Here is a 21839-nt window from a genome sequence, read left to right as displayed (position 1 = left end):
TTCTATCGAGCTGCAGTTTCCTTATATGAGCGGTAACTTGAATATCTGCGATTTCCCTTGGCATTGACTCCGTTCAGCACAAAGCCCAGGACATTCGCTCCGGCGAACTTCAACTGAGACAGCGCAGAATGAACTGCATCTTGCTGGGTTCTGCTTGCCCGGATGACGAAAATAATGCCCGTAAACAAGCTTGAAACAATGACCGCATCGGTCACGACACCAACCGGCGGAGTATCCACCAGGATGTAGTCATAGCGATTGGACAAGGATTCAATGAGTTCCTTCATTTTTCTCGAACCCAGCAGTTCCGAGGGATTGGGAGGAATGTCTCCCGACAGCAGCACATCGATGCTGGTGGTCTCCAGCTGGACAGTCTGGATCGCTTCCTGTACTGAATTCATGTTGACCAGCACATTGCTTAAGCCCGGCACTGCCTTTACTTTAAGCAGCCGGGAAACCTTAGGCTTGCGCAGATCACAGTCAATCAGAAGAACCCTGGATTGCGTTTCGGCAAAGGTGATTGCCAGGTTCAACGCTGTAATGCTTTTCCCTTCCCCAGCATCGGAACTTGTGACTCCGATGATTTTGCATCCTTCTGATGTGGTGGAGAACTGGATATTCGTACGAAGCGTCTTCAGCTCTTCCACAATAGAAAATGGTGTTTTCTTTCCCAGGATATGCTGACGCTCTGTCTTAATATTTTGAACGGCGTGGTCTGCTTTGCCACCGAATAATCTGAAAGACATCTTAGATCACCTCGCTGCTCATGGCATAGCCATAGTTGTTGCTGCTTGCATTCTCAAAATCAGAGATCGCCCCCAGAATCGGCAGATCCGTGATCCGCTGCAGGTCCTGTTCCGTTTTGATCCGAGTGTCCATCAGAGAGACCAGTAAAATCAGACCGGATGCCAGCATGAAACCGGCCACAAGTCCAATCATTGTGTTGGAGAGGATGTTAGGTGATGTAGGAACATCGGAAAACTTGGCCCGGTCAATGATCTTTACTGATGTACCGGTGACGATATCCGACAGATATTCAGGAGCCGTATCAGCAATTGAATTGGCCAATGCCTGAGCCTCATTCGGATCCTCCGAAGTGACGTTTACCTGAAAAACTTCTGTATTATTCAGGGATCTGGCCGAAATCATTTTATTTAGCTGTCCAGTAGTATAAAGCGAGTTGCTTCGTCCGATTACGTCGGTCAGCACCGTGTCGCTCTGGATAATCGTGATGTATGTATCAACAAGAGACTGAGCTGCCGCGATATCACTGGATGACATATTCGCTTTACTGGTGGTGGAATTGTTGACGTACATCTTTATGGATGATGTATACTTGGGCTTAACGAGAAAACGAGTGAATCCAAATACTACAGCGCCTGAAAGGATGGTAACCAGGATAATAATCCAGATACGATGCCACAGGATCAGAAATAGTTCCTTTAAATCAATTTCTTCCAAATTGGGTGCCTCCAAATGATGATTCGTGAGAAAAAAGAGAATACAGCTTCTGTCTTCTATCTATGAGAGTATGGAATGGATCAGGATCTATTGACCAATACCATCTGGGCACTGACAGACTGCCCTATCTTAAATGGATAAAGAAAAAGGGCAATTTTGAAAAATAAGCAAAATGCCCTTTGTAATTATACTTTGAACATTATTAAGAGTCAAGTCAGCTTAAGATTGGATCTAATATTAGGGATTAAATATAGGTATCGCCCTGAAAAAATCCCTGGTTAGTAAATGTACATTAACTATTGTTATCAGACCAATAATACAAAATGCACTTTAATAATAAGTATTTGCTACACTTCAGCGATAACTTCTCAATTCAACTCAGCGATAACTTCTCAATTCAACCAAAATAGAAAACTTCATTCATTCTCTGAGCGTTCGCTGAAGATTCAACTGCAGCGATCCGATTCAGGTTCTGATTCTGCCAATAAACAAAGAAGTCATGCAAGAGTGAATGCTCTCACATGACTTTTAGTGGTGGAGATAAAGAGACTCGAACTCTTGACCCCCTGCGTGCAAAACAGGTGCTCTCCCAACTGAGCTATACCCCCATATAATGGTGGACCATCAGGGACTCGAACCCCGGACCGACCGGTTATGAGCCGGCTGCTCTAACCAACTGAGCTAATGATCCATGCAAAATATCCTGATGAAACATCAGGATACTTTTAAACCGGCGTCAACCTACTTTTCCACACAGCTTCCCGTGCAGTATCATCAGCACCATAAGGCTTAACCATCGTGTTCGGGATGGGAACGGGTGTAGCCCTTACAGTCATAAACACCGGATTGGTTTGAGGTTTTATTGTTCCCTCAAGACTGCATATAGTTCTTCAAACGTAATTCATCATTTTTAACTTGTTTAAGATCAAGCCCTCGATCTATTAGTATGAGTCAGCTGCATGCATTGCTGCACTTACACCCCTCACCTATCTACCTTGTGTTCTTCAAGGGATCTTACTGGATTACTCCATGGGAAATCTTGTCTCAGGGTGGGCTTCACGCTTAGATGCTTTCAGCGTTTATCCCGTCCCAATATAGCTACCCAGCCATGCCGCTGGCGCGACAACTGGTACACCAGTGATTGGTCCAACCCGGTCCTCTCGTACTAAGGTCAGCTCCCTTCAAATTTCCTACGCCCGCGACGGATAGGGACCGAACTGTCTCACGACGTTCTGAACCCAGCTCGCGTGCCACTTTAATGGGCGAACAGCCCAACCCTTGGGACCTACTTCAGCCCCAGGATGTGACGAGCCGACATCGAGGTGCCAAACCTCCCCGTCGATGTGAACTCTTGGGGGAGATCAGCCTGTTATCCCCGAGGTAGCTTTTATCCGTTGAGCGATGGCCCTCCCACGAGGTACCACCGGATCACTAAGCCCGACTTTCGTCCCTGCTCCACTTGTAGGTGTCGCAGTCAGGCTCCCTTCTGCCTTTACACTCTATGGACGATTTCCGACCGTCCTGAGGGAACCTTTGGGCGCCTCCGTTACTTTTTAGGAGGCGACCGCCCCAGTCAAACTGCCCACCTAGCAATGTCCCGTGACCCGTTTCCTGGTCTCCGGTTAGAATCCCAATATCTACAGGGTGGTATCCCAACGGTGACTCCCCATGACCTGACGACCATGGTTCTTCGTCTCCCACCTATCCTGTACAGTAAATATCGAAACTCAATGCTAAGCTACAGTAAAGCTCTACGGGGTCTTTCCGTCCAATCGCGGGTAGCCAGCATCTTCACTGGCACTACAATTTCGCCGGATTTGTTGTTGAGACAGTGCCCAAGTCATTACGCCATTCGTGCGGGTCAGAACTTACCTGACAAGGAATTTCGCTACCTTAGGACCGTTATAGTTACGGCCGCCGTTTACTGGGGCTTAAGTTCATACCTTCGCTTGCGCTAAGCATTCCCCTTAACCTTCCAGCACCGGGCAGGCGTCAGCCCCTATACTTCAGCTTGCGCTTTTGCAGAGACCTGTGTTTTTGTTAAACAGTTGCTTGGGCCATTTCACTGCGGCCATGTCGCCATGGCACCCCTTCTCGCGAACTTACGGGGTTAATTTGCCGAGTTCCTTAACAACAATTCTTCCGATGGTCTTAGGATTCTCTCCTCATCTACCTGTGTCGGTTTGCGGTACGGGCAGCATGTCGCTCCTTAGAGGCTTTTCTTGGCAGCGTGAACTCGGGTATTTTCGTATCTCAGAATATGCCAGAAGGGATTTGCCTCCTCTGACTCCCTCGAATACTTCGACAGGCTCTTCCAACCGCCTGTTACCCTATCCTCCTGCGTCACCCCATCGTGTTAACGCTTCATGCCGGTATCTGAATATCAACAGATTGTCCATCACCTACGCTTCTCAGCCTCGGCTTAGGCCCCGACTAACCCTGAGCGGACGAACCTTCCTCAGGAAACCTTAGATTTTCGACCTGCGGGATTCTCACCCGCATCTCGCTACTTATGCCAACATTCTCACTTCTTAACAGTCCACAGCTCCTTTCGGTACTGCTTCGCCCCGTTAAGAACGCTCCTCTACCGCGTATATTAAAATATACACCCGTAGCTTCGGTGATAGGTTTTAGCCCCGGACATCTTCGGCGCAGGATCTCTCGACTAGTGAGCTATTACGCACTCTTTTAATGAGTGGCTGCTTCTAAGCCAACATCCTAGTTGTCTTAGAAATCCCACATCCTTTTCCACTTAACCTATACTTGGGGACCTTAGCTGACGATCTGGGCTTTTTCCCTTTTGACAATGGCACTTATCTGTCACTGTCTGACTGCCGGATTAAAGTCTTTGGCATTCGGAGTTTGATAAGGTTCGGTAAGCGATATGCCCCCTAGCCCATTCAGTGCTCTACCTCCATGACTCATCATCCAACGCTAGCCCTAAAGCTATTTCGAGGAGAACCAGCTATCTCCGAGTTCGATTGGAATTTCTCCGCTATCCACAGCTCATCCCATGGTTTTTCAACACCAATGTGGTTCGGTCCTCCACGAGATTTTACTCTCGCTTCAACCTGTCCATGGATAGGTCACCCGGTTTCGGGTCTGCAACATGCAACTAGACGCCCTGTTAAGACTCGGTTTCCCTTCGGCTGCGCACCTGAAGTGCTTAACCTTGCTGCATATCACAACTCGTTGGCTCGTTCTACAAAAAGCACGTCATCACACGCTTATGGTGCTCTGACCGGTTGTAGGCACACGGTTTCAGATTCTATTTCACTCCCCTTCCGGGGTTCTTTTCACCTTTCCCTCACGGTACTGCTTCACTATCGGTCATCAGGTAGTATTTAGCCTTGGGAGGTGGTCCTCCCTGCTTCCCACCGGGTTTCACGTGTCCGGTGGTACTCTGGATCACTCTCGGTCCGTCTTCCCTTTTCGCCTACAGGTCTGTCACCTTCTATGGCGCTGTTTCCCAACAGCTTCGGCTAAGGGGCCTCTTCCCTTTCTTGAGTGTCCGCAACCCCAGAGAGCAAGCTCCCTGGTTTGGGCTCTTTCCTTTTCGCTCGCCGCTACTAAGAAAATCGATGTTTCTTTCTCTTCCTCCGGGTACTTAGATGTTTCAGTTCTCCGGGTGTGTCTTCCTATAGAGTATGGATTCCTCTATGGATGCCTTTCGGCGGGTTGCCCCATTCGGTGATCTCAGGATCACTGGCTATGTGCGCCTACCCTGAGCTTATCGCAGCTTATCGCGACCTTCTTCGACTCCTGATGCCAAGGCATTCACCATGCGCCCTTTATAGCTTGATCTTTTTTCAAGTTAATTTTTGGCTCAAGGTTGGAGCTTTCGCCCCCCTTGACGTTTTTGAATTGTTGTCAATAACTTTTCAGTTAATGACTAACTTCTCAACGAAATTGTTTTTTCTACAATTTTGCTTTACGTTTTAAGAATATATGCAGTTTTCAAAGAACAATTGAGAAAAATAAATGGTGGGTCTAAGTGGACTCGAACCACCGACCTCGTGCTTATCAGGCACGCGCTCTAACCACCTGAGCTATAGACCCTTTTCTGTGGTGGAGATAAAGAGACTCGAACTCTTGACCCCCTGCGTGCAAAACAGGTGCTCTCCCAACTGAGCTATACCCCCACAAACGAGAAAATATTGTTATTCTCTCAAGATTAAACAGAATACTTGGATGTACAAATCAGTAATCCTTTTATGGGAGATATCCGTGAATGGATATCCTTTTATCTCATCCATGTTGCCATGGCTGTGACTCCCTAGAAAGGAGGTGATCCAGCCGCAGGTTCTCCTACGGCTACCTTGTTACGACTTCACCCCAATCGCTGACCCTACCTTCGGCCGCTGGCTCTATAAATAGTTACCTCACGGACTTCGGGTATTGCCAACTCTCATGGTGTGACGGGCGGTGTGTACAAGGCCCGGGAACGTATTCACCGCGACATGCTGATTCGCGATTACTAGCAACTCCGACTTCATGCAGGCGAGTTGCAGCCTGCAATCTGAACTGGGGCAGGTTTTATGAGATTTGCTCCTCCTCGCGGGATCGCGTCTCTTTGTACCTGCCATTGTAGCACGTGTGTAGCCCTAGACGTAAGGGGCATGATGATTTGACATCATCCCCACCTTCCTCCCGGTTAACCCGGGCAGTCTTGCCAGAGTGCTCAACTGAATGGTAGCAACTGACAATAGGGGTTGCGCTCGTTGCGGGACTTAACCCAACATCTCACGACACGAGCTGACGACAACCATGCACCACCTGTCTTCCTGCCCCGAAGGGCTTCCCCGATTAAGGGTAATTCAGGAGATGTCAAGTCTAGGTAAGGTTCTTCGCGTTGCCTCGAATTAAACCACATGCTCCGCTGCTTGTGCGGGCCCCCGTCAATTCCTTTGAGTTTTAATCTTGCGACCGTACTCCCCAGGCGGGGTACTTACTGTGTTTACGACGGCACAGGGGGAGTTGATACCCCCTACACCTAGTACCCATCGTTTACGGCGTGGACTACCAGGGTATCTAATCCTGTTTGCTCCCCACGCTTTCATGCCTCAGTGTCAGTTACAGTCCAGAAAGCCGCCTTCGCCACTGGTGTTCTTCCTAATATCTACGCATTTCACCGCTACACTAGGAATTCCGCTTTCCTCTCCTGCACTCAAGTAACCCAGTTTGGAATGCAGTTCCCGGGTTGAGCCCGGGGATTTCACATCCCACTTAAGTTTCCACCTACGCATCCTTTACGCCCAGTAAATCCGGACAACGCTCGCCACCTACGTATTACCGCGGCTGCTGGCACGTAGTTAGCCGTGGCTTGTTTTTTGGGTACCGTCATTATCGTCCCCAATCAAAGAACTTTACGACCCGAAGGCCTTCATCATTCACGCGGCGTTGCTGCATCAGGGTTTCCCCCATTGTGCAATATTCCCCACTGCTGCCTCCCGTAGGAGTCTGGACCGTGTCTCAGTTCCAATGTGGCCGATCACCCTCTCAGGTCGGCTACGCATCGTCGCCTTGGTGAGCCGTTACCTCTCCAACTAGCTAATGCGCCGCGGGCCCATCTCAAAGCGGATTTCTCCTTTGATACGCTCATAATGCTAAATGCGTATATTATGCGGTATTAATCTTCCTTTCGGAAGGCTATTCCCCTCTCTGAGGCAGGTTACCCACGTGTTACTCACCCGTCCGCCGCTAGGTGTATACACCTCGCTCGACTTGCATGTGTTAGGCACGCCGCCAGCGTTCGTCCTGAGCCAGGATCAAACTCTCATGTTAAAAAGTTTGAACTAGCTTTTAGTCGATTTTTTAGTCTTGTCTGACTACTCAAAATGAATTGCTGGTTTGTTTTACCTTGTATTCTGTTTAATTTTCAAAGAACAGTTTGTTTTGTTTCGTTTCGTTGCCGCTTTAGGCGACTTCTATATCTTACCAACTGCGCATCGCCTTGTCAACGACTTTTTTTAAAGTTTTTTAAAGTTTTTGTTGACCGTTTATTTCATTCACTACGGCATCGCAGCGGGTAAGAACTATATTACTACACCGTGGACCAAATTCCAATATTAAATTCGACAAAATCCTCGTTTTTTTTCGAAAATTGCGGCCAGTAAGAACCAGGCAGGCGGCAGCTCCAGTGCAGTCCCTTCCGGAGGATTCGAACTCTCATAGAATCGAGTCTGCGGGATGACCCTGGAACACCGCGAGTGATCACCTCGCACCGGCTTGTCAGGATTGACCAATTGTTCATGATTGTTCATGATTCGTTCTTTGAGTCCTACTGCTGAGTGACTTAGAATAGATTATATGATATTGATTATCAATGGAGGAAACATACATGGAAAGTATTGTAACAAAAACCGGTGATCAGGGCACTACAGGAACTCTGGATGGAGAACGGGTGTCCAAAGGATCTTCTCTTATAGAACTGAATGGCACATTGGATGAACTCAACGCTTATCTCGGAGTCTGCACCTCTTCGCTGAAAATGACCGATGACTTTGAGCAGAGGAACGACATTATCGAAACCATTGAATGGATCCAGAACGGACTCTATAATCTCGGCACTGAGGTATCCTCTAACTTTACAATTATACGATTCGAAGCCAAGCACCCCGATTCTCTGGAACGCAAACTGGATGAACTTACGGTTAAGATGCCGCCCCAGACAAAGTTCATCCTTTACTCCGGCACTCTGGAGGCGACCGAAATACATGTCGCCCGTTCTCTCGCAAGGCGGGCCGAACGAAGCTTCGTCCGATACCTTGATGAAATCGGCGAAAAGCAGTATCCCCATTCCTACCAGTTCATCAATCGCCTGTCCGATTATCTTTTCACGGTAGCCCGATATCTCAATCAGGAGCTTGGCGGAACAGAAGTCGTCACGATTATCTGGGAATAGCCTCTCTCCCTACCTTTCACAGCGCCGTCCATCCTTCAAAAATAAGGGACCGGAAACTCAAAGTTTCCGGTCCCTTATTTTTTTGATCTTCCCCGCTCAGACACAATGCCTTATTCCAACCGTTCCAGCCGGCAGGCGCAGATTGGTGACACGAATACCTCATCCTTGCGCAGGACCACCGAGATGATGTCCTTGGCTATTGCGTCGGAACGGTGATGGCCCGGAGAGCCCGATTCACGATCCAGACACCGGCGATGATGATCAGTGAGCCGATCAGACGGATCGGCGTCATGGTTTCTTTCAGCAGAAAGATGGAGGCGAAAATCGCCACGATCGGCTGCAGATTGATGTAGGAGTTCAGTCGAACGCCACCCAGACGCTTCAGTGCCCACATATACAGCACATAAGCCAGAATCGAACAGAACAATACAAGATAGATCAAGTGAAGAAGCGCATCACCTTTGGGAATTCGGATCCCGGTAAACCCCAAAGTCGGCAGCATGAAGACAGCTCCTGAAAAATTCGTGTACAGCGTAATCTCCATCGAATCATAGTCGCCTTTCAGATCGGCCACGAGAGAAGTATACACTGCCCAGGCCACACTCGAGAGCAGGACCATGGCATCCCCATACAGCGAAAAGGTAAACTGGCTGCTTTTGTCACCCAGCGTAATCAAAACAATGCCTGTCATACTGACAAGGATTCCGGCCATTTCCTTCCAGCCGGTTTTCCGCGCCAGCCGATAATTCTCAAACAGAAGGGTCATCGCCGGAATCGTCGCAACCAGAAGAGCGACATTGGCGGTGGATGTATATTTGACTCCGATATTTTCCAAGGTAAAGTTCAACGCGACTCCCGTCAGTCCCGCCAGAAGAATCTTGACAATGTCTTCCTTGAGTATCCTGATCTTTTTTCGGCGAAGGAGCAGCAGCAGCCACAGGAGGACCGACGCCAGTGTGAACCGATAAAACACCGCCAAGGTCGGCGGGATCTCCTGAATCAGGATTCTGGTTGATAAATAAGATAACCCCCAGAAAAACATGGTTACCAGTGCCGCCAGATGCGGCAGAAATTTTCTTATGGTCCTATTCATTCCCGAACATGCTTCCCGGCAGGTGACCAGCGCCATGTTTTTTCAGCCATTTTCAGGACCGTTTCCTCTCCGGAGTAATTCTGAAGCTGTTCCAGCGGGATCCAGGCGGCTCCATCTGTTTCATTGTTGGCATAGAGATCTGCTTTGACTGGAGCCTGCAATAAATACCTCAGATCATAATGAAAATGAGCCGGACCGTCTTTCCCTTCCGGAAACCAGTGCACACTGACATCAAACAACCGCTCATCCAGAATCACAAAATCCGTGATTCCTGTTTCTTCCGCCGCCTCACGAACCGCGCCTGACAAAGGGGATTCAAAAGGTTCGATATGGCCGCCGGGCTGTACCCATTTATTCAGACGACGATGTCTTACCAGTATCGCCGCAGAACGCTGCGGATCGACAACCCAGGCACTGCAGGTAATATGTCCTTCCCGTGAATCCCGTCCGAACAGGTTAAGTTGATTTCCGATAAATTCCAGAACCTGATCCGGCTCACGTTCCTCAGGAAAGCGTTCCTTGTAATTTAGAAGCTCATCTTGCAGCGTATTTTTCAATCGTTCATTATACTGAAGGATCCTCGGATCCACATTATCCTGATTCAAAGCTTAATTTCCTCCTTGAAGATGATACGTGACATACTTCTATTCTACTGTAATGGATGAAGAAATGAAAAAAAGACATTCAATTGCTTGAATGTCTTTTTTTCATCTGGTGGTCGACCAGGGGTTCGAACCCTGGACCCCACGATTAAGAGTCGCGTGCTCTGCCAGCTGAGCTAGTCGACCAGATTAACCGGCGTCAACCTACTTTTCCACACAGCTTCCCGTGCAGTATCATCAGCACCATAAGGCTTAACCATCGTGTTCGGGATGGAAACGGGTGTAGCCCTTACAGTCATAAACACCGGATATCAGTTTTACTGACAAAGACTATTATATGGCCGGGCCTGTCACATGTCAACAACATTTTGAAAAAACCTTTCAGTTTTTTTCAAACTCCATGCAAGCCCGCTAAATCAGTCTCTTCTTTGGACTCTGATCGGTTTCGCTACAGCGGATCTACCCAGAATACATCCGAAAAATACTGGCAAGATTCTGAAGTGAAGGTCCGCTACCGATGAGCGTCCTTGATGATTATGACAGTTTCCCGCTGAAAAATCAAACCCAATCGGACCATTCAGTAAAAAAATTTCCCTGCCTCCCTATTCCTGTTCTTCTTTATACCGCCATAAGGGCGAAGTTGTAAACCTTTAAATAATTCCATGATTCCGTTCGTCTTCTCCGAACTGCAAGACTTCTTATGTTAAAATTGATGTATATCAATAAGATGAGGAGGGCATCTGCTTGGAAAATGATTTTCAGTTCTATTTGCCAACCCGATTGATCCAGGGACCCAACTGCCTGATCAAGCACAGTCACTACTTAAAACGGCTTGGTAAAAAGGCTCTCATTGTCACTGGTGTCAATTCCAGCAAACTGAACGGGTCGTTGGATGATGTCATCACTGCACTGGAAAAAGAAAACATCCGCTATAAAATTTTCGACGGAATTGATGATAACCCCACGATTGAGCTGATTCAGCAGGCATTCAACGAAAATGAACGGGAAGGAATTTCCTTTATTGTCGGCCTGGGAAAAGGTTCACCCATTGATGCAGCCAAGGCAATCGGCGTACTGTTTCGTCATCGCGGGATCTCTGCCCGCGAAGCCTTCAACATGAAGAATCTCCGGTCCATTCCGATTGTTGCCGTTCCAACCACAGCCGGAACCGGCAGTGAAGTGACACCCTATTCCATTGTGACAGACCATCAGCTGAGAACTAAGAAGGACTTTGGTCAGGAAAGTTTCCCGAAACTGGCTTATCTGGATCCCCGCTACATCTATACCGCTGACTTCAACAGCATCCTGCATAATGCCTTTGACGCATTCAGCCACCTGGTGGAAGGATACCTGAATGTCAATGCCAATCTCATGACCGACATCATCGCAGAAAAGGGATTGGCTTTGTTCGGAGAATTGAAGGAAGCTTTCATCCGCAAGAGCCTGAGCCCGGATCAGATCGATCAGCTGCTGATGGCTTCGACCATGGGCGGCATGGTGATATCCCAGACCGGCACCAGTCTCCCGCATGCGCTGGGTTACGTGCTTACCTATGAGAAAAAGATCCCGCATGGATTTGCGACTGCAGCAATTTTCAAGGGCTATCTGGGGCTTTACAGTGATGAGGCGAAACTTTCGCGCATGCTCAGCATTCTGGGCTTTGCGTCAACTGCAGAACTAATGGCATATATTGACCGTATTGTGGACTACCGGCTCGACCTGACCGAAGATGAAATCAGAGTCTACACTCGCAATATGCTGAACAATCAGGGAAAGCTGACCAATCACCCGGATCGAGTGTCCAGAAACCAGATTGCCGATATGTACCAGAAGGCTGTAAAAAAATAACAAAGGAGACATTGCCATGTGTGGCCGATTCCGAATCGAAATCTCCCCCAAGGACATCATCGGATTCTACCGGCTGATTGAGGAAATCGACAAGCGCTACAAACGGTATGAACTGGATCTGAGTTCGCCCGGCCGTGACTATTACCCCGGCAGTGAAGCTCCGGTTCTGACGCCGGAAGGCATCCAGCTCCAGACCTGGGGATTCCCCCTGGAGAAGAAACTGGTCTTCAACGGCCGCGTCGAATCAATTGATGAAAAACCGATGTTTCGATCCCTGGTCCACGACCACCGCTGCGCGGTACCGGCCAGCGCTTTCTACGAGTGGAACAATAAGCGGAAATTTTCCATTTCTACTGAAGCCCCCTTCTTTTTCATGGCCGGTCTGTACCGGACCTGGCAGGAAGAAGGCCAGCCCAAAAGCCGCTTCGTGATCCTCACAACGGATGCCGATCAGCAAATGCAGTCGATTCATCCCCGGATGCCGGTCCTTCTGGAAGAATCCTCCCTCAAGGATTATCTGAATCCGGAACGTCCCTTCAAGGCCATCCAGTCACAGCTTCGCCCCTGGGGTCGAGGTCTCAGAATTGAGCTGGCTCCGGGTGAACAAACATCATTCTTCTAAGAAAACCACAAGAGCAGCCATCGGCTGCTCTTGCGGTTTTTTAGATGAACATTTTATAACACCGGCCATTCGGGTGATTGCCGCCGGGTGACGGCAGCCTGGTGATGGTAGCCGGCAGCTGAGTGATTCAAAGTTAATTATAAATTTCCTTGGATTCCAGGTACTCATCGTAGGTGCCATGGAAGTCCACGATGCCGGAAGGCGTCAGTTCAATGATTCGGTTCGCGATGGTGTGCACAAACTGATGGTCATAAGACGTGAACAGGATGACTCCCTTGAAGTTGATCAGTCCATCGTTGACTGCCGTAATGGATTCAAGGTCCAGATGATTGGTCGGCTGATCCAGCATCAGCAGGTTTGCCGAGGATAGCATCATCCGGGAAAGCATGCAGCGGACTTTTTCACCGCCGGAGAGAACCTTGGCCTCTTTCAACGCCTCATCGCCCGAGAACAGCATGCGGCCCAGGAAGCCCCGGATATAGGTTTCGGTCTGATCCTGGGAATACTGGCGCATCCAGTCAACCAGTGAAAGATCGCAATCCTTGAAATAATCCGTATTGTCCTTGGGGAAATAGGCTTGGGTGATGGTAACGCCGAAACGGAAATCCCCTTCATCCGGCTCCATTTCGCCAGCCAGGATCCGGAACAGCGTAGTGATCGAGACATCGGATCCGGTAAAAGCAACTTTCTCGCCCGGAAGTATGGTCAGATTCAGTTTATCCAGAACCTTTTCCCCTTCAATGGTCTTGGAAAGGTCGGTAACAAACAGGATATCATTGCCCGGTTCCCGTTCAGGCTTGAAACCAACGAAAGGATACCGGCGGGAGGTCGTGGGAATATCATTCAGGCTGATTTTATCCAGCAGTTTTTTACGGGATGTTGCCTGTCTTGACTTACTGGCATTGGCACTAAATCGGGCAATAAAGTTCTGCAGGTCACGGATTTTTTCTTCCTTCTTTTTATTCTGGTCCCGCAGCAGCTGCTGAATCAGCTGGCTGGATTCATACCAGAAATCATAGTTGCCCATGTAAATTTTGATTTTACCGAAATCTACATCACAGATATGGGTACAGACCATATTGAGGAAATGCCGGTCATGGGAAACGACAATCACCGTTCCTTCGAACTCAGCCAAAAAGTTTTCCAGCCAGGTAATCGCCCGGACATCCAGGTTATTGGTTGGCTCATCGAGGATCAGAATGCCGGGTTTCCCGAACAAAGCCTGGGCCAGAAGGACTTTGACCTTTTGATCATCCTCCAGCTCGCTGAGCAGCTTGTCATGCAGGCCTGTATCAACACCAAGTCCCTGGAGCAGCAGTGAAGCTTCTGCCTCCGCTTCCCAGCCGTTCATATCAGCGAACTCCCCCTCCAGGACAGCCGCTCTCATGCCGTCTTCATCGGTGAAATCAGGTTTTGCGTAAATTTCATCCTTCTCCACCATGATGGCATATAATTTTTCATTGCCGCGGATTACGGTTTCCAGCACCCGGTTCTGGTCGAACTCATGATGATCCTGCTTCAGCACGGACATCCGCATGCCGCTTCCCAGACTGACTTCACCGGTATTCGGCTCCAGCTCCCCGGACAGAATCTTCAGAAACGTCGATTTCCCCGCACCGTTGGCTCCAATGACACCATAGCAGTTTCCAGGGGTGAATTTTAAATTGACATCATCAAAGAGCTTTCGCCCTCCATAACGTAAAGAGACATTATTTACAGTAATCATTTCAATCTTCCTTTTCTCTTAGTCACACAATCCGAAATTATAACACAGATTTGCAAAAAAATGTTTAACCCGAGGTTTTTTCATTCAATTCTGTTTGTACTGATAACTCGACTTACCTCCGGAATCCGAATTCCTTCCCCCTATAATCCCCATACAATATAGAAATATTAGAATTATGGGCATAAAAACCCGGGAGTCTTTCGACTCCCGGGTCAAGCTTTTAAAAACTGTACCGATCGGTTTCAGGCATTCAGATCCTATCACCGCAAACGCCTTTTTTGCCCTATATGCCATATAGGGCATATAGGACTGTAATGCCTGAATGACTTACATGCCTGTAATGTCCTTAATGCTATATATGTCTTATGTGCTGGTAATGTCCTGTTAGCTGTGTATGCCTTATAGCACTTAATCGATTATGAGGTTCTTAGAACATACCATGATGCGGTCATGCGGTTAACTTGTTGTGAAGTTAACTGCTTTGTAACATCCGATTGCTCTGTTATTGCCGGTCGCTGGATTTCGCGGCCATGGTCATCAGGCTTTAAAAAAATACTGGGTGACGCGTTTCACTTCCCGGTCCAGATCTTCCAATGAACCATTATTGTCGACTTTCAATTCGCAGCGTTCAATAATTTCCCGGACATCCTTTTCTGTATTATGTGTGCTGTCCGATTTCTCCGCTACTTCCTGGCCATCACGCAGCACCAGACGCTCCATCCGCTTGTGAGCATCCACTTCGATGCCCACTGCCAGGAACCCGCGGCCAGTCCAGTAATCATAATCTTTCCAGGTTCTGCCGCCGACAATCATGGGGATTACATTATGGTCACGCAATATTTTTTCAAATAGTCGGTTGAGATCCTCCCGGTAGGCTTCTTTGGTCAACGTGAAGTCCCCAAGATTTTCTTCCAGCATTTTTGCCAAAGCAAAATGATTCAGGATATCCATGTCAATTTCTCTCAGCTTATCGGCAGCCAGCTGCATGAAGGTTCTCTCGTTGCCAAACCAGGCAGGATCCACGGTACTGACCTTTTTAATGAGTCGAATAATATCGCCCAGTCCGTATTTCTTAAAACGTCCGTCCGCCTCAATAATCCGGTCCGCCAGCGTATCTTTGCCTGATCCCATTTCACCGAATATAATCATGCCGTTGTAGGTCATTTGGTTCCTCCATCTTTCGATTGTATGTTTTCGTATTTTCGTATCGATTGGATCGTTTGGATTCTGATCCTGTTTCTCGATTCATTATATCACAGGAGCCCCTTCACCTTTTCAGAGTTCGCTGTCCTCCTGCAGCACCGGACAGGCACTGCACAAAACCATGGCTTAATCTCATCTGGTTCGGATTACCTCCTATCTCATCCTTTCCTATATGAGTTCTCTTTTGATGAGCTTCAGCGCTTTGGAATCCCGAGCAGGTCCGCCGGATCAGCGCTGCCTTGCGTTGAGTTCAGCATTCGCCGGGCAGAGCTTCTCCCAGTTTTCCCTGAGCAGATAGTATGTATAATGATCCTGCCACTTCCCGTTGATCTGAAGGTATTTCGGATTCAATCCCAACAGCTCAAAGCCATTATTAAGCAGAACATGCTGCGACCTGACATTATCCAGAAGCGTCGATGCTTCCAGCCGGTGCAGCCCCATTTCCGTAAAGGCATACTGGCAGATCAGGCCAACCGCTTCGCTCATGAACCCCTGGTTCTGCCGGTCATGGGACAGCGCATAGCCAATCGTCGCGCATTTGAAGGACCCCGGTATGATGTTGGACAGTCGGATTTTGCCGATGAGTTCCATTCGCTGAAAGATTCCGAAATTTATGGTGCTGCCATTCAGATACTGGAGATACCGTTCCGTGAGTTCCTGCTTCTGCCCTTCCAGAGTGAAAAAACTATCCTCCTTATAGGGTTCAAAATCCGCCAGAAACTCCTTGTTTTTGCGATAATAATCGAGGTAGAGCTGAGCATCCTCCGGTCCGACCAGTTTCAGGCAGATCCGTTCGCCCGGCACCTCCAGCAGCTTGGGCTGTCTGACCAGCCGAAACCTTAGGGCTGTCACGCCGAACACGTACTCATCCCGGATTTCCGCGTCGCGGTAAACGTGATCCTGCAGGACGCCTTCCAGCATGAATCCGAGCCGGGAAAAGGGGCGGACATTGATATCATCCGATGTGATGATGGAGATCTTGAAATAATCCCCCCGCTTGGTGAATGCCGAATAGATCTTGGTCAGCAGCTCCGTCATTTCCTCATCATCGGCCATGCGCTGAAAACGCAGCCGAAGCAGGACGTGCTTGCGTTTTTTATCTGCTTCCAAAATAAAGAAACGGGCAAACTGTATTCTGTTTTTGTCTGAAATCACATATTCCCGTCCCTGTGAATGCTGTTGTTCCTCAATATGTACCAGTGTCATGACTTCGCCTTCCTCAGAATCCATTGATTTCACGGTCTGATCCTGTTCTTAAAATGTTATCACGAACTTCACCCAATCTCCAATAGGTCTGACCGACTGATTCAGATATAATGGAAGTACCGAAGGATCCCTGACTCCTGCCCGCAATAGCCGGAGGCTCACTCTTGATCCCGCGGCCCCCGCCCTCCATTGGGCTGAAAGCCTGTTCCACGGACACTTATCCAGGGGCTCTTTTCAGGATCGCTGCATAATCAGAAAATCCTGCCTCTGCCGATCCGTTCTGAATCTATAAAAAAATAAGGAGAGATGAAAATGATCAGCCAGGCTGTTACTCCTGATCAGTACATTGCCGAATTGCCGCCGGAGCGCCAGATCGTCATGATGAAGCTGCGTCAGGTGATTGCGGAACATATTCCGGATGATTTTGAGGAAATGATGCAATATGGCATGATGGGCTGGGTTGTCCCGCTGTCGGTCTACCCGGGAGGATATCACTGCACTCCGGGAGTACCGCTTCCTTTTATGGGCATCGCCGCTCAAAAAAACTTTTACGCCGTTTACCATATGGGGATTTATGGTGAAGAGGACGAACTGATGGAATGGTTTCGGTCAGAGTATGAAACTCGTTACGGCCGAAAACTGGATGCAGGCAAAAGCTGCCTGCGCTTTAAAAAACCAGAGCACATCCCCTATGACCTGATAGCCGAACTGGCAGGAAAAATCACTGCCAGCGACTTCGCGGCCGGCTATGCTAAATTTGATCCGCGCAATCAGCCGGGAAAGAATAAAAAATGAATCAAAAAACCATCCAGAAACTGAACCTGTTTTTTTCCGGGCTCGTCACCCGCTATGCGGAAAACGAAGCCCTCTTTAAAGAGATCCGGTTTTCCTTTAAATCCGGACTGAAATCCTTCCCCGGCAGAGTCGAAGCCCGGGATGGTCTGCGCTACCATTTCAAGGGAGCCGCCGAAACCCTGGGGATGAAAGCCATCCTGGATCGCGTTCTGGCCGAGGCTCCGGCTTATGATTCCCTGAAGCTGATCTACGAGGAACGCGGATCGGTCATGGAGATAGAAGCCGACGACCGGGATGTACGGGTCAAGAACCGTGAAATCACTGCTGAGCCGGCGAAACTTCCGGAAACCTCCCCGTTGCTGAACCGAACCTATCTGATCAACCATCAGAAAGCCCGGGCTCTGCTGACAGAACTCGACATCCTGACCCAGGACGGGAAACTGCGCAATGACAAAATTCGCAAATACAGTCAGATCGACCACTATGTGGAGATTCTGCAGAAGGATCTGGAGAAATTCCGCAATGCCAAGCACACGGTCCATGTCGTCGACTGCGGCTGCGGCAAATCCTACCTGTCCTTTGTCCTGAATTACTACATGACCGAGGTCATGAAAATCAAAACCACCTTCACCGGCATCGACATTTCAGAAAAAGTGATTGAAACATCGCGCCAAATGGCTGATCGCCTTGGTTATCGCAACATGACCTTTATCCAGGGGGATATCCGAACGCTGACAACCAGACAGCGGCCCGACATCGTGATGAGCCTCCATGCCTGCGATACCGCCACGGATCTGGCACTGAACTTCGGAATCCGCAACAAGGCGGATCTGATCATCGCCGTTCCCTGCTGCCATGCTGAAATGAATCGCAAGTTCAGCTATGAGCCGTTTGAATCCATGCTGAAGCACGGAATCCTCAAGCGCCGCCTGGCCGATGTCCTCACCGACGGTGTTCGCTGTCTGCTTCTCGAACAGGAAGGCTACGACACCACCATTATGGAGTATATCTCACCTCTGGAAACTCCGAAGAACCTGATGATCCGGGCCAGTCGGACCGGCCGACGGAGTGATCGGGCGGAGGCTGAAATTCTGAATCTGATCCTTAAGCTGAACTATGCTCCGGCCCTGTACCGATATCTCAATGATCTGGATGATCCGTCGGATGAGACATTCGCAGAGCACGAATCCGAATAAAGCAAAAACCACCGCCCCAGACCGGTCGCCGCCAGATTCAGGCTCTGTACAAGCCCCTGACGACAACCCGGCCGATGGACGGTGGTTTATTCTTTCATATCAGACGGTTCGGCCTCAATCGAAGCGAACCTGAATTGACTGCTAAAAATCATCCCCCAGATCCTGAAGCAGAACCCTCCGGAATGGTCCCATGGAATGGACGGAGTGAAGAAATTCTGCGCAATCCGCTATGTGACGGGCATCGATATGGTACTCAACCAGATACTCGGCAGTTTCCTCTTCCAGCTTAATCTTGGTGTCGGTTCCCAGGATTCTTACATTGCTCTGCCGGAGCAGGTTCTCCACCTGTTTCATCAGCTCATCGGAGCCATCAAAGGCAATGGTGAGCTTTTTCATGTGGGGGAATGAAAAAATCCGTTTGACCACAACCAGGGTGAGCAGTATGACCAGAGCGCCGGCCCCAGCGATGACGTAGTACCCCATGCCGGAGGCAATGCCCAGGGCCGCGCAGACCCAGATGGAGGCAGCCGTGGTGAGGCCCTTGATGCTTCGCTTGGTCAGCATGATCGTCCCGGCCCCCAGAAAACCGATGCCGCTGACCACCTGGGCAGTCAGCCGGTGCACACTGAAGTTCAGGACCTGGGAGGCCCCCTCCTGCGTGCCGACGATTTTCAACACCGCAATAGCCGTTTCCAGTTCAATCAGAGCGAACAGACAAGCACCTACAGCCACAAGGATATGGGTGCGAAACCCAGCATCCCGTCCCTTCTTTTCCCGCTCGTATCCCACCATGCCGCCGGTCAGGATGGCCACACCCAGACGAATGGCAATATCCGCATATGTCAGACTGATCATTGGATGCTCCTTTCGCTTTTATTCCCTGTTTCGGGGTAAGGCATCTCATGGACGGGGTTCGTTGACCCCCGCTGGTCTTTCTCAAAATTCCCGATCATAGCCAGCCCAAGTCCATCGGCCTATTTTCGCTTGCGCAGGAAGGGAAATCCCCGCTGGATGGCATACGGGATCTCCACTTCGCCTTCTGCTTTATTCAAAAGGAAATAAGGATGCCGCAGCAGAACTCGTCCCAGGGAAACCAGATCGGCCCGGCCGCTGTTCAAAATCTCCTCAATCTGCTCCATTTTCGTGATCAGCCCCACCGCGATGGTGGGAACTCCGCACCGGGACCGGATGGCTTCGGAAAGCGGCACCTGGTAGCCGGGGTAGGAGCTGACCTTCGCCTGGGCAACCAGGGCTCCGGAAGACACATGAACCATATCGATCAATGGCTTGAACAGATTTACCAGCTCCACCATTTCTTCCAGATAAATGCCGCCTTCATAATAATCCGTGGCGGAGATCCGGACAATCAGAGGCATCTCCCGCGGAATGACTTCCCGGATATCCCCGATCACTTCCATCAGGAGCCTTGCCCGATTCTCCCGGGATCCGCCGTATTCATCGGTTCGATGATTGGACAATGGGGAGAGGAATTCATGAAGCAGGTAGCCGTGAGCCGCATGGATTTCGATGAGATCATAGCCTGCTTCCACCGCCCGAAGGGCTCCGTCGGTGAACGCTGCCCGGATTCGGCTGATCCCGGCCTGATCCAGGGCGGTCGGAAGCTCATACGTCTCATCAAAGGCGATGGCGGAAGGAGCCAGAATTTTCATGCCGGGAATGGCACATTTGCGGCCGGCATGCGCAAGTTGAATTCCGATCTTCGCACCAAATTCATGCGCAACTTCCACGATTTTCTGATGACCCGGCAGATGTGAATCATTCCAGATCCCCAGATCATGTCCCAGTATGCGGCCTTCCGGCGTTACCGCAGTCGCTTCCACCAGAATCAGCCCCAGTCCCCCAATGGCTGCGTTGCCATAATGGATGACATGGAAATTCCTGACATGACCCTCTTCATCGGCACTGTTCATACACATGGGGGCCATCACAATGCGGTTTCTCAGTTCCAGGGCACCGATGCGGGTTTTTTGAAAACTTAACATGAATTTTCCTCCATACTTTTGCTATCAATGAATATTATAATATACTGAAATTAAAAAACGGGATCGGAAGGTGAATAAATATGGATCTGAAAAACTTTCAAACCATGGATCCGAACATTCTGTACAGCATCGTCAATGCGCGGCTGCGGGTCACCAATTCCTCACTGACTGATTTCTGTGAGGATCAGGCCCTTGATCTGGATCAGTTTTCCAGGTATATGGAACAGCAAGGCTTCTTCTATCACCCGGAGACGAATCAGTTTCGCTGATCCAGCCGGTTTCTGAATCAGAAGGCATCTCCAGACCACAACATCCTTCTCTCCAGGCCAACGCCTGTTCGTCCTGTTCGTCCTGTTCCCCATGACACTCCCGCCGGGATATCCCGGCTTCTTCCGATCGCACATATGAAGACTGCGATGAATCGAAAATTGACCGGTCCTTAACGGCCGGTCAATTTTCTTATAACATAGCCGGCCAGCATCATTCCAGCGACCGGCGGCACAAATGCCACGGATCCCGGGGTTTTCCGCTTGGGCTTTAATTCACTCTGAATGGCATCCTGAACGGAGGAAATCATCTCATCCTCCGGCTCCAGCGCTGCTTCTTCCGAATACAGCACATCCAGGGTCGGTACTCCGCGTTTTTTCAGTTCCCGTCTCATGACTTTCGCCAGGGGACAGACGTTCGTTTTATAGATGTCGGTAAAAACTAGCTGGGTTGGATCCAGTTTGTTTCCTGCCCCCATGCTGGAGATCAGAGGAATTCCCTTCTCATGGCACCATTGCGCAACATCCAGCTTCGCAGTGACCGTGTCGATGCAGTCGATCACATAATCCGCATCCGGCGGAATGATGCCGGGCAGTGTATCCATCAGGATGAACTCATCTTTTTCGATGACCTGACACTCCGGGTGTATTGATAAAAGCCGGGCTTTGGCAGCCTGTGTCTTTCTCATCCCGATGGTTTCCATGGTAGCAATGATCTGCCGATTCAAGTTCGAAAGAGTCACCACATCATGATCCGCAATGATCAGCGTGCCAATCCCGCTGCGGACCAATGTCTCCGCGCAGGCTCCACCGACGCCGCCCAGACCAAGCACAACAACCTTGGCGGCTTTGAGCCGATCCATGCCCTGGCTCCCTACCAACATGCGCGTTCTTGAAAAAATTTCATTCATCGG

The 21839-nt window shown here is 49.5% G+C and carries 16 protein-coding genes, 5 tRNA genes and 4 rRNA genes; 6 read left to right on the top strand and 19 right to left on the bottom strand.

Annotation, left to right across the window (positions count from 1 at the left end):
• Positions 1 to 2 precede the first annotated feature (2 nt).
• From NQU17_13970 to NQU17_13930, 9 genes are all read right to left on the bottom strand, one after another.
• Positions 3 to 746: a CpsD/CapB family tyrosine-protein kinase gene (locus NQU17_13970; GenBank protein ID UUM11712.1), complete on the bottom strand. Its 744-nt coding sequence runs from the start codon at positions 744 to 746 to the stop codon at positions 3 to 5.
• A 1-nt stretch (position 747) separates the two neighbouring features.
• Entirely contained in the window at positions 748 to 1461 is a 714-nt protein-coding gene (locus NQU17_13965; protein UUM11711.1) for a Wzz/FepE/Etk N-terminal domain-containing protein, read from the bottom strand.
• A 532-nt stretch (positions 1462 to 1993) separates the two neighbouring features.
• Positions 1994 to 2069 (bottom strand) — tRNA-Ala (locus tag NQU17_13960).
• Between the two features lie 6 nt (positions 2070 to 2075).
• Positions 2076 to 2152, bottom strand: a tRNA-Ile gene (locus tag NQU17_13955).
• Positions 2153 to 2189: 37 nt separating this feature from the next.
• Positions 2190 to 2307, bottom strand: a 5S ribosomal RNA gene (rrf, locus tag NQU17_13950).
• Positions 2308 to 2382: 75 nt separating this feature from the next.
• Positions 2383 to 5265 (bottom strand): 23S ribosomal RNA (locus tag NQU17_13945).
• A gap of 178 nt (positions 5266 to 5443) precedes the next feature.
• Positions 5444 to 5520 (bottom strand) — tRNA-Ile (locus NQU17_13940).
• Positions 5521 to 5527: 7 nt separating this feature from the next.
• Positions 5528 to 5603 (bottom strand) — tRNA-Ala (locus NQU17_13935).
• 138 nt (positions 5604 to 5741) lie between these two features.
• Positions 5742 to 7245: ribosomal RNA gene (locus tag NQU17_13930) — 16S ribosomal RNA — on the bottom strand.
• Together the 16S, 23S and 5S rRNA genes with 4 tRNA genes alongside form the textbook arrangement of a ribosomal RNA operon.
• A 556-nt stretch (positions 7246 to 7801) precedes the next feature.
• Here NQU17_13930 and NQU17_13925 point away from each other — a divergent pair.
• Positions 7802 to 8365, top strand: a complete 564-nt coding sequence (locus NQU17_13925) for a cob(I)yrinic acid a,c-diamide adenosyltransferase (protein ID UUM11710.1) — start codon at positions 7802 to 7804, stop codon at positions 8363 to 8365.
• A 196-nt stretch (positions 8366 to 8561) separates the two neighbouring features.
• Here NQU17_13925 and NQU17_13920 read toward each other — a convergent pair whose 3' ends face one another.
• The 4 genes from NQU17_13920 to rrf (NQU17_13905) form a co-directional block, all read right to left on the bottom strand.
• Entirely contained in the window at positions 8562 to 9458 is an 897-nt protein-coding gene (locus tag NQU17_13920) for a DMT family transporter (GenBank protein ID UUM11709.1), read from the bottom strand.
• On the bottom strand, positions 9455 to 10063 hold the full coding sequence (locus NQU17_13915) for an NUDIX hydrolase (protein ID UUM11708.1): 609 nt from the start codon (positions 10061 to 10063) through the stop codon (positions 9455 to 9457). Before NQU17_13915 ends, NQU17_13920 begins: the two co-directional genes overlap by 4 nt.
• A 107-nt stretch (positions 10064 to 10170) precedes the next feature.
• A tRNA-Lys gene (locus tag NQU17_13910) sits at positions 10171 to 10246 on the bottom strand.
• Between the two features lie 5 nt (positions 10247 to 10251).
• Positions 10252 to 10369: ribosomal RNA gene (rrf, locus tag NQU17_13905) — 5S ribosomal RNA — on the bottom strand.
• Between the two features lie 435 nt (positions 10370 to 10804).
• Between rrf (NQU17_13905) and NQU17_13900 the strand changes: the two genes are divergently transcribed.
• Both NQU17_13900 and NQU17_13895 read left to right on the top strand, forming a co-directional pair.
• Positions 10805 to 11908: an iron-containing alcohol dehydrogenase family protein gene (locus NQU17_13900; protein UUM11707.1), complete on the top strand. Its 1104-nt coding sequence runs from the start codon at positions 10805 to 10807 to the stop codon at positions 11906 to 11908.
• 16 nt (positions 11909 to 11924) lie between these two features.
• Positions 11925 to 12530: an SOS response-associated peptidase gene (locus NQU17_13895; protein UUM11706.1), complete on the top strand. Its 606-nt coding sequence runs from the start codon at positions 11925 to 11927 to the stop codon at positions 12528 to 12530.
• Between the two features lie 133 nt (positions 12531 to 12663).
• On the opposite strand, the gene NQU17_13890 is transcribed toward NQU17_13895, so the two are convergent.
• The 3 genes from NQU17_13890 to NQU17_13880 form a co-directional block, all read right to left on the bottom strand.
• Complete coding sequence (locus tag NQU17_13890) at positions 12664 to 14256, bottom strand: ATP-binding cassette domain-containing protein (protein UUM11705.1); 1593 nt, start codon at positions 14254 to 14256, stop codon at positions 12664 to 12666.
• Between the two features lie 537 nt (positions 14257 to 14793).
• Complete coding sequence (locus NQU17_13885; GenBank protein ID UUM11704.1) at positions 14794 to 15420, bottom strand: hypothetical protein; 627 nt, start codon at positions 15418 to 15420, stop codon at positions 14794 to 14796.
• Between the two features lie 267 nt (positions 15421 to 15687).
• Complete coding sequence (locus NQU17_13880) at positions 15688 to 16665, bottom strand: GNAT family N-acetyltransferase (GenBank protein ID UUM11703.1); 978 nt, start codon at positions 16663 to 16665, stop codon at positions 15688 to 15690.
• 312 nt (positions 16666 to 16977) lie between these two features.
• Between NQU17_13880 and NQU17_13875 the strand changes: the two genes are divergently transcribed.
• Together NQU17_13875 and NQU17_13870 are read left to right on the top strand one after the other, a co-directional pair.
• The gene (locus tag NQU17_13875; GenBank protein ID UUM11702.1) at positions 16978 to 17460 is read left to right on the top strand and encodes a DUF1801 domain-containing protein; all 483 of its coding nucleotides are present in this window, start codon (positions 16978 to 16980) and stop codon (positions 17458 to 17460) included.
• The gene (locus tag NQU17_13870; protein ID UUM11701.1) at positions 17457 to 18656 is read left to right on the top strand and encodes an SAM-dependent methyltransferase; all 1200 of its coding nucleotides are present in this window, start codon (positions 17457 to 17459) and stop codon (positions 18654 to 18656) included. Before NQU17_13875 ends, NQU17_13870 begins: the two co-directional genes overlap by 4 nt.
• Positions 18657 to 18797: 141 nt before the next feature.
• On the opposite strand, the gene NQU17_13865 is transcribed toward NQU17_13870, so the two are convergent.
• Together NQU17_13865 and NQU17_13860 are read right to left on the bottom strand one after the other, a co-directional pair.
• Positions 18798 to 19511, bottom strand: coding sequence for an MgtC/SapB family protein (locus tag NQU17_13865; GenBank protein ID UUM11700.1), 714 nt, complete (start codon positions 19509 to 19511; stop codon positions 18798 to 18800).
• A 119-nt stretch (positions 19512 to 19630) separates the two neighbouring features.
• Positions 19631 to 20659, bottom strand: coding sequence for an NADH:flavin oxidoreductase/NADH oxidase (locus tag NQU17_13860; GenBank protein UUM11699.1), 1029 nt, complete (start codon positions 20657 to 20659; stop codon positions 19631 to 19633).
• Positions 20660 to 20739: 80 nt separating this feature from the next.
• On the opposite strand from NQU17_13860, the gene NQU17_13855 reads away from it, so the two are divergent.
• Positions 20740 to 20928, top strand: coding sequence for a DUF4250 domain-containing protein (locus NQU17_13855; GenBank protein UUM11698.1), 189 nt, complete (start codon positions 20740 to 20742; stop codon positions 20926 to 20928).
• A 170-nt stretch (positions 20929 to 21098) separates the two neighbouring features.
• Here the strand turns inward: NQU17_13855 and NQU17_13850 are convergent, their stop codons facing one another.
• The gene (locus tag NQU17_13850) at positions 21099 to 21836 is read right to left on the bottom strand and encodes a tRNA threonylcarbamoyladenosine dehydratase (GenBank protein ID UUM11697.1); all 738 of its coding nucleotides are present in this window, start codon (positions 21834 to 21836) and stop codon (positions 21099 to 21101) included.
• Positions 21837 to 21839: the final 3 nt, after the last annotated feature.

Source organism: Clostridiaceae bacterium HFYG-1003, from assembly GCA_024579835.1.
GTDB lineage: Bacteria > Bacillota > Clostridia > Clostridiales > Clostridiaceae > JG1575.
This window is presented reverse-complemented; position numbering and strand designations above follow the sequence as displayed.

Bases quoted from the DNA above. Each gene is read 5' to 3' on its own strand.
- NQU17_13870 (UUM11701.1), top strand. From the start codon at position 17,457: ATGAATCAAAAAACCATCCAGAAACTGAACCTGTTTTTTTCCGGGCTC.
- NQU17_13865 (UUM11700.1), bottom strand. From the start codon at position 19,511: ATGATCAGTCTGACATATGCGGATATTGCCATTCGTCTGGGTGTGGCC.
- NQU17_13970 (UUM11712.1), bottom strand. From the start codon at position 746: ATGTCTTTCAGATTATTCGGTGGCAAAGCAGACCACGCCGTTCAAAAT.
- NQU17_13880 (UUM11703.1), bottom strand. From the start codon at position 16,665: ATGACACTGGTACATATTGAGGAACAACAGCATTCACAGGGACGGGAA.
- NQU17_13875 (UUM11702.1), top strand. From the start codon at position 16,978: ATGATCAGCCAGGCTGTTACTCCTGATCAGTACATTGCCGAATTGCCG.
- NQU17_13855 (UUM11698.1), top strand. From the start codon at position 20,740: ATGGATCTGAAAAACTTTCAAACCATGGATCCGAACATTCTGTACAGC.
- NQU17_13925 (UUM11710.1), top strand. From the start codon at position 7,802: ATGGAAAGTATTGTAACAAAAACCGGTGATCAGGGCACTACAGGAACT.
- NQU17_13850 (UUM11697.1), bottom strand. From the start codon at position 21,836: ATGAATGAAATTTTTTCAAGAACGCGCATGTTGGTAGGGAGCCAGGGC.
- NQU17_13860 (UUM11699.1), bottom strand. From the start codon at position 20,659: ATGTTAAGTTTTCAAAAAACCCGCATCGGTGCCCTGGAACTGAGAAAC.
- NQU17_13895 (UUM11706.1), top strand. From the start codon at position 11,925: ATGTGTGGCCGATTCCGAATCGAAATCTCCCCCAAGGACATCATCGGA.
- NQU17_13885 (UUM11704.1), bottom strand. From the start codon at position 15,420: ATGACCTACAACGGCATGATTATATTCGGTGAAATGGGATCAGGCAAA.
- NQU17_13890 (UUM11705.1), bottom strand. From the start codon at position 14,256: ATGATTACTGTAAATAATGTCTCTTTACGTTATGGAGGGCGAAAGCTC.
- NQU17_13920 (UUM11709.1), bottom strand. From the start codon at position 9,458: ATGAATAGGACCATAAGAAAATTTCTGCCGCATCTGGCGGCACTGGTA.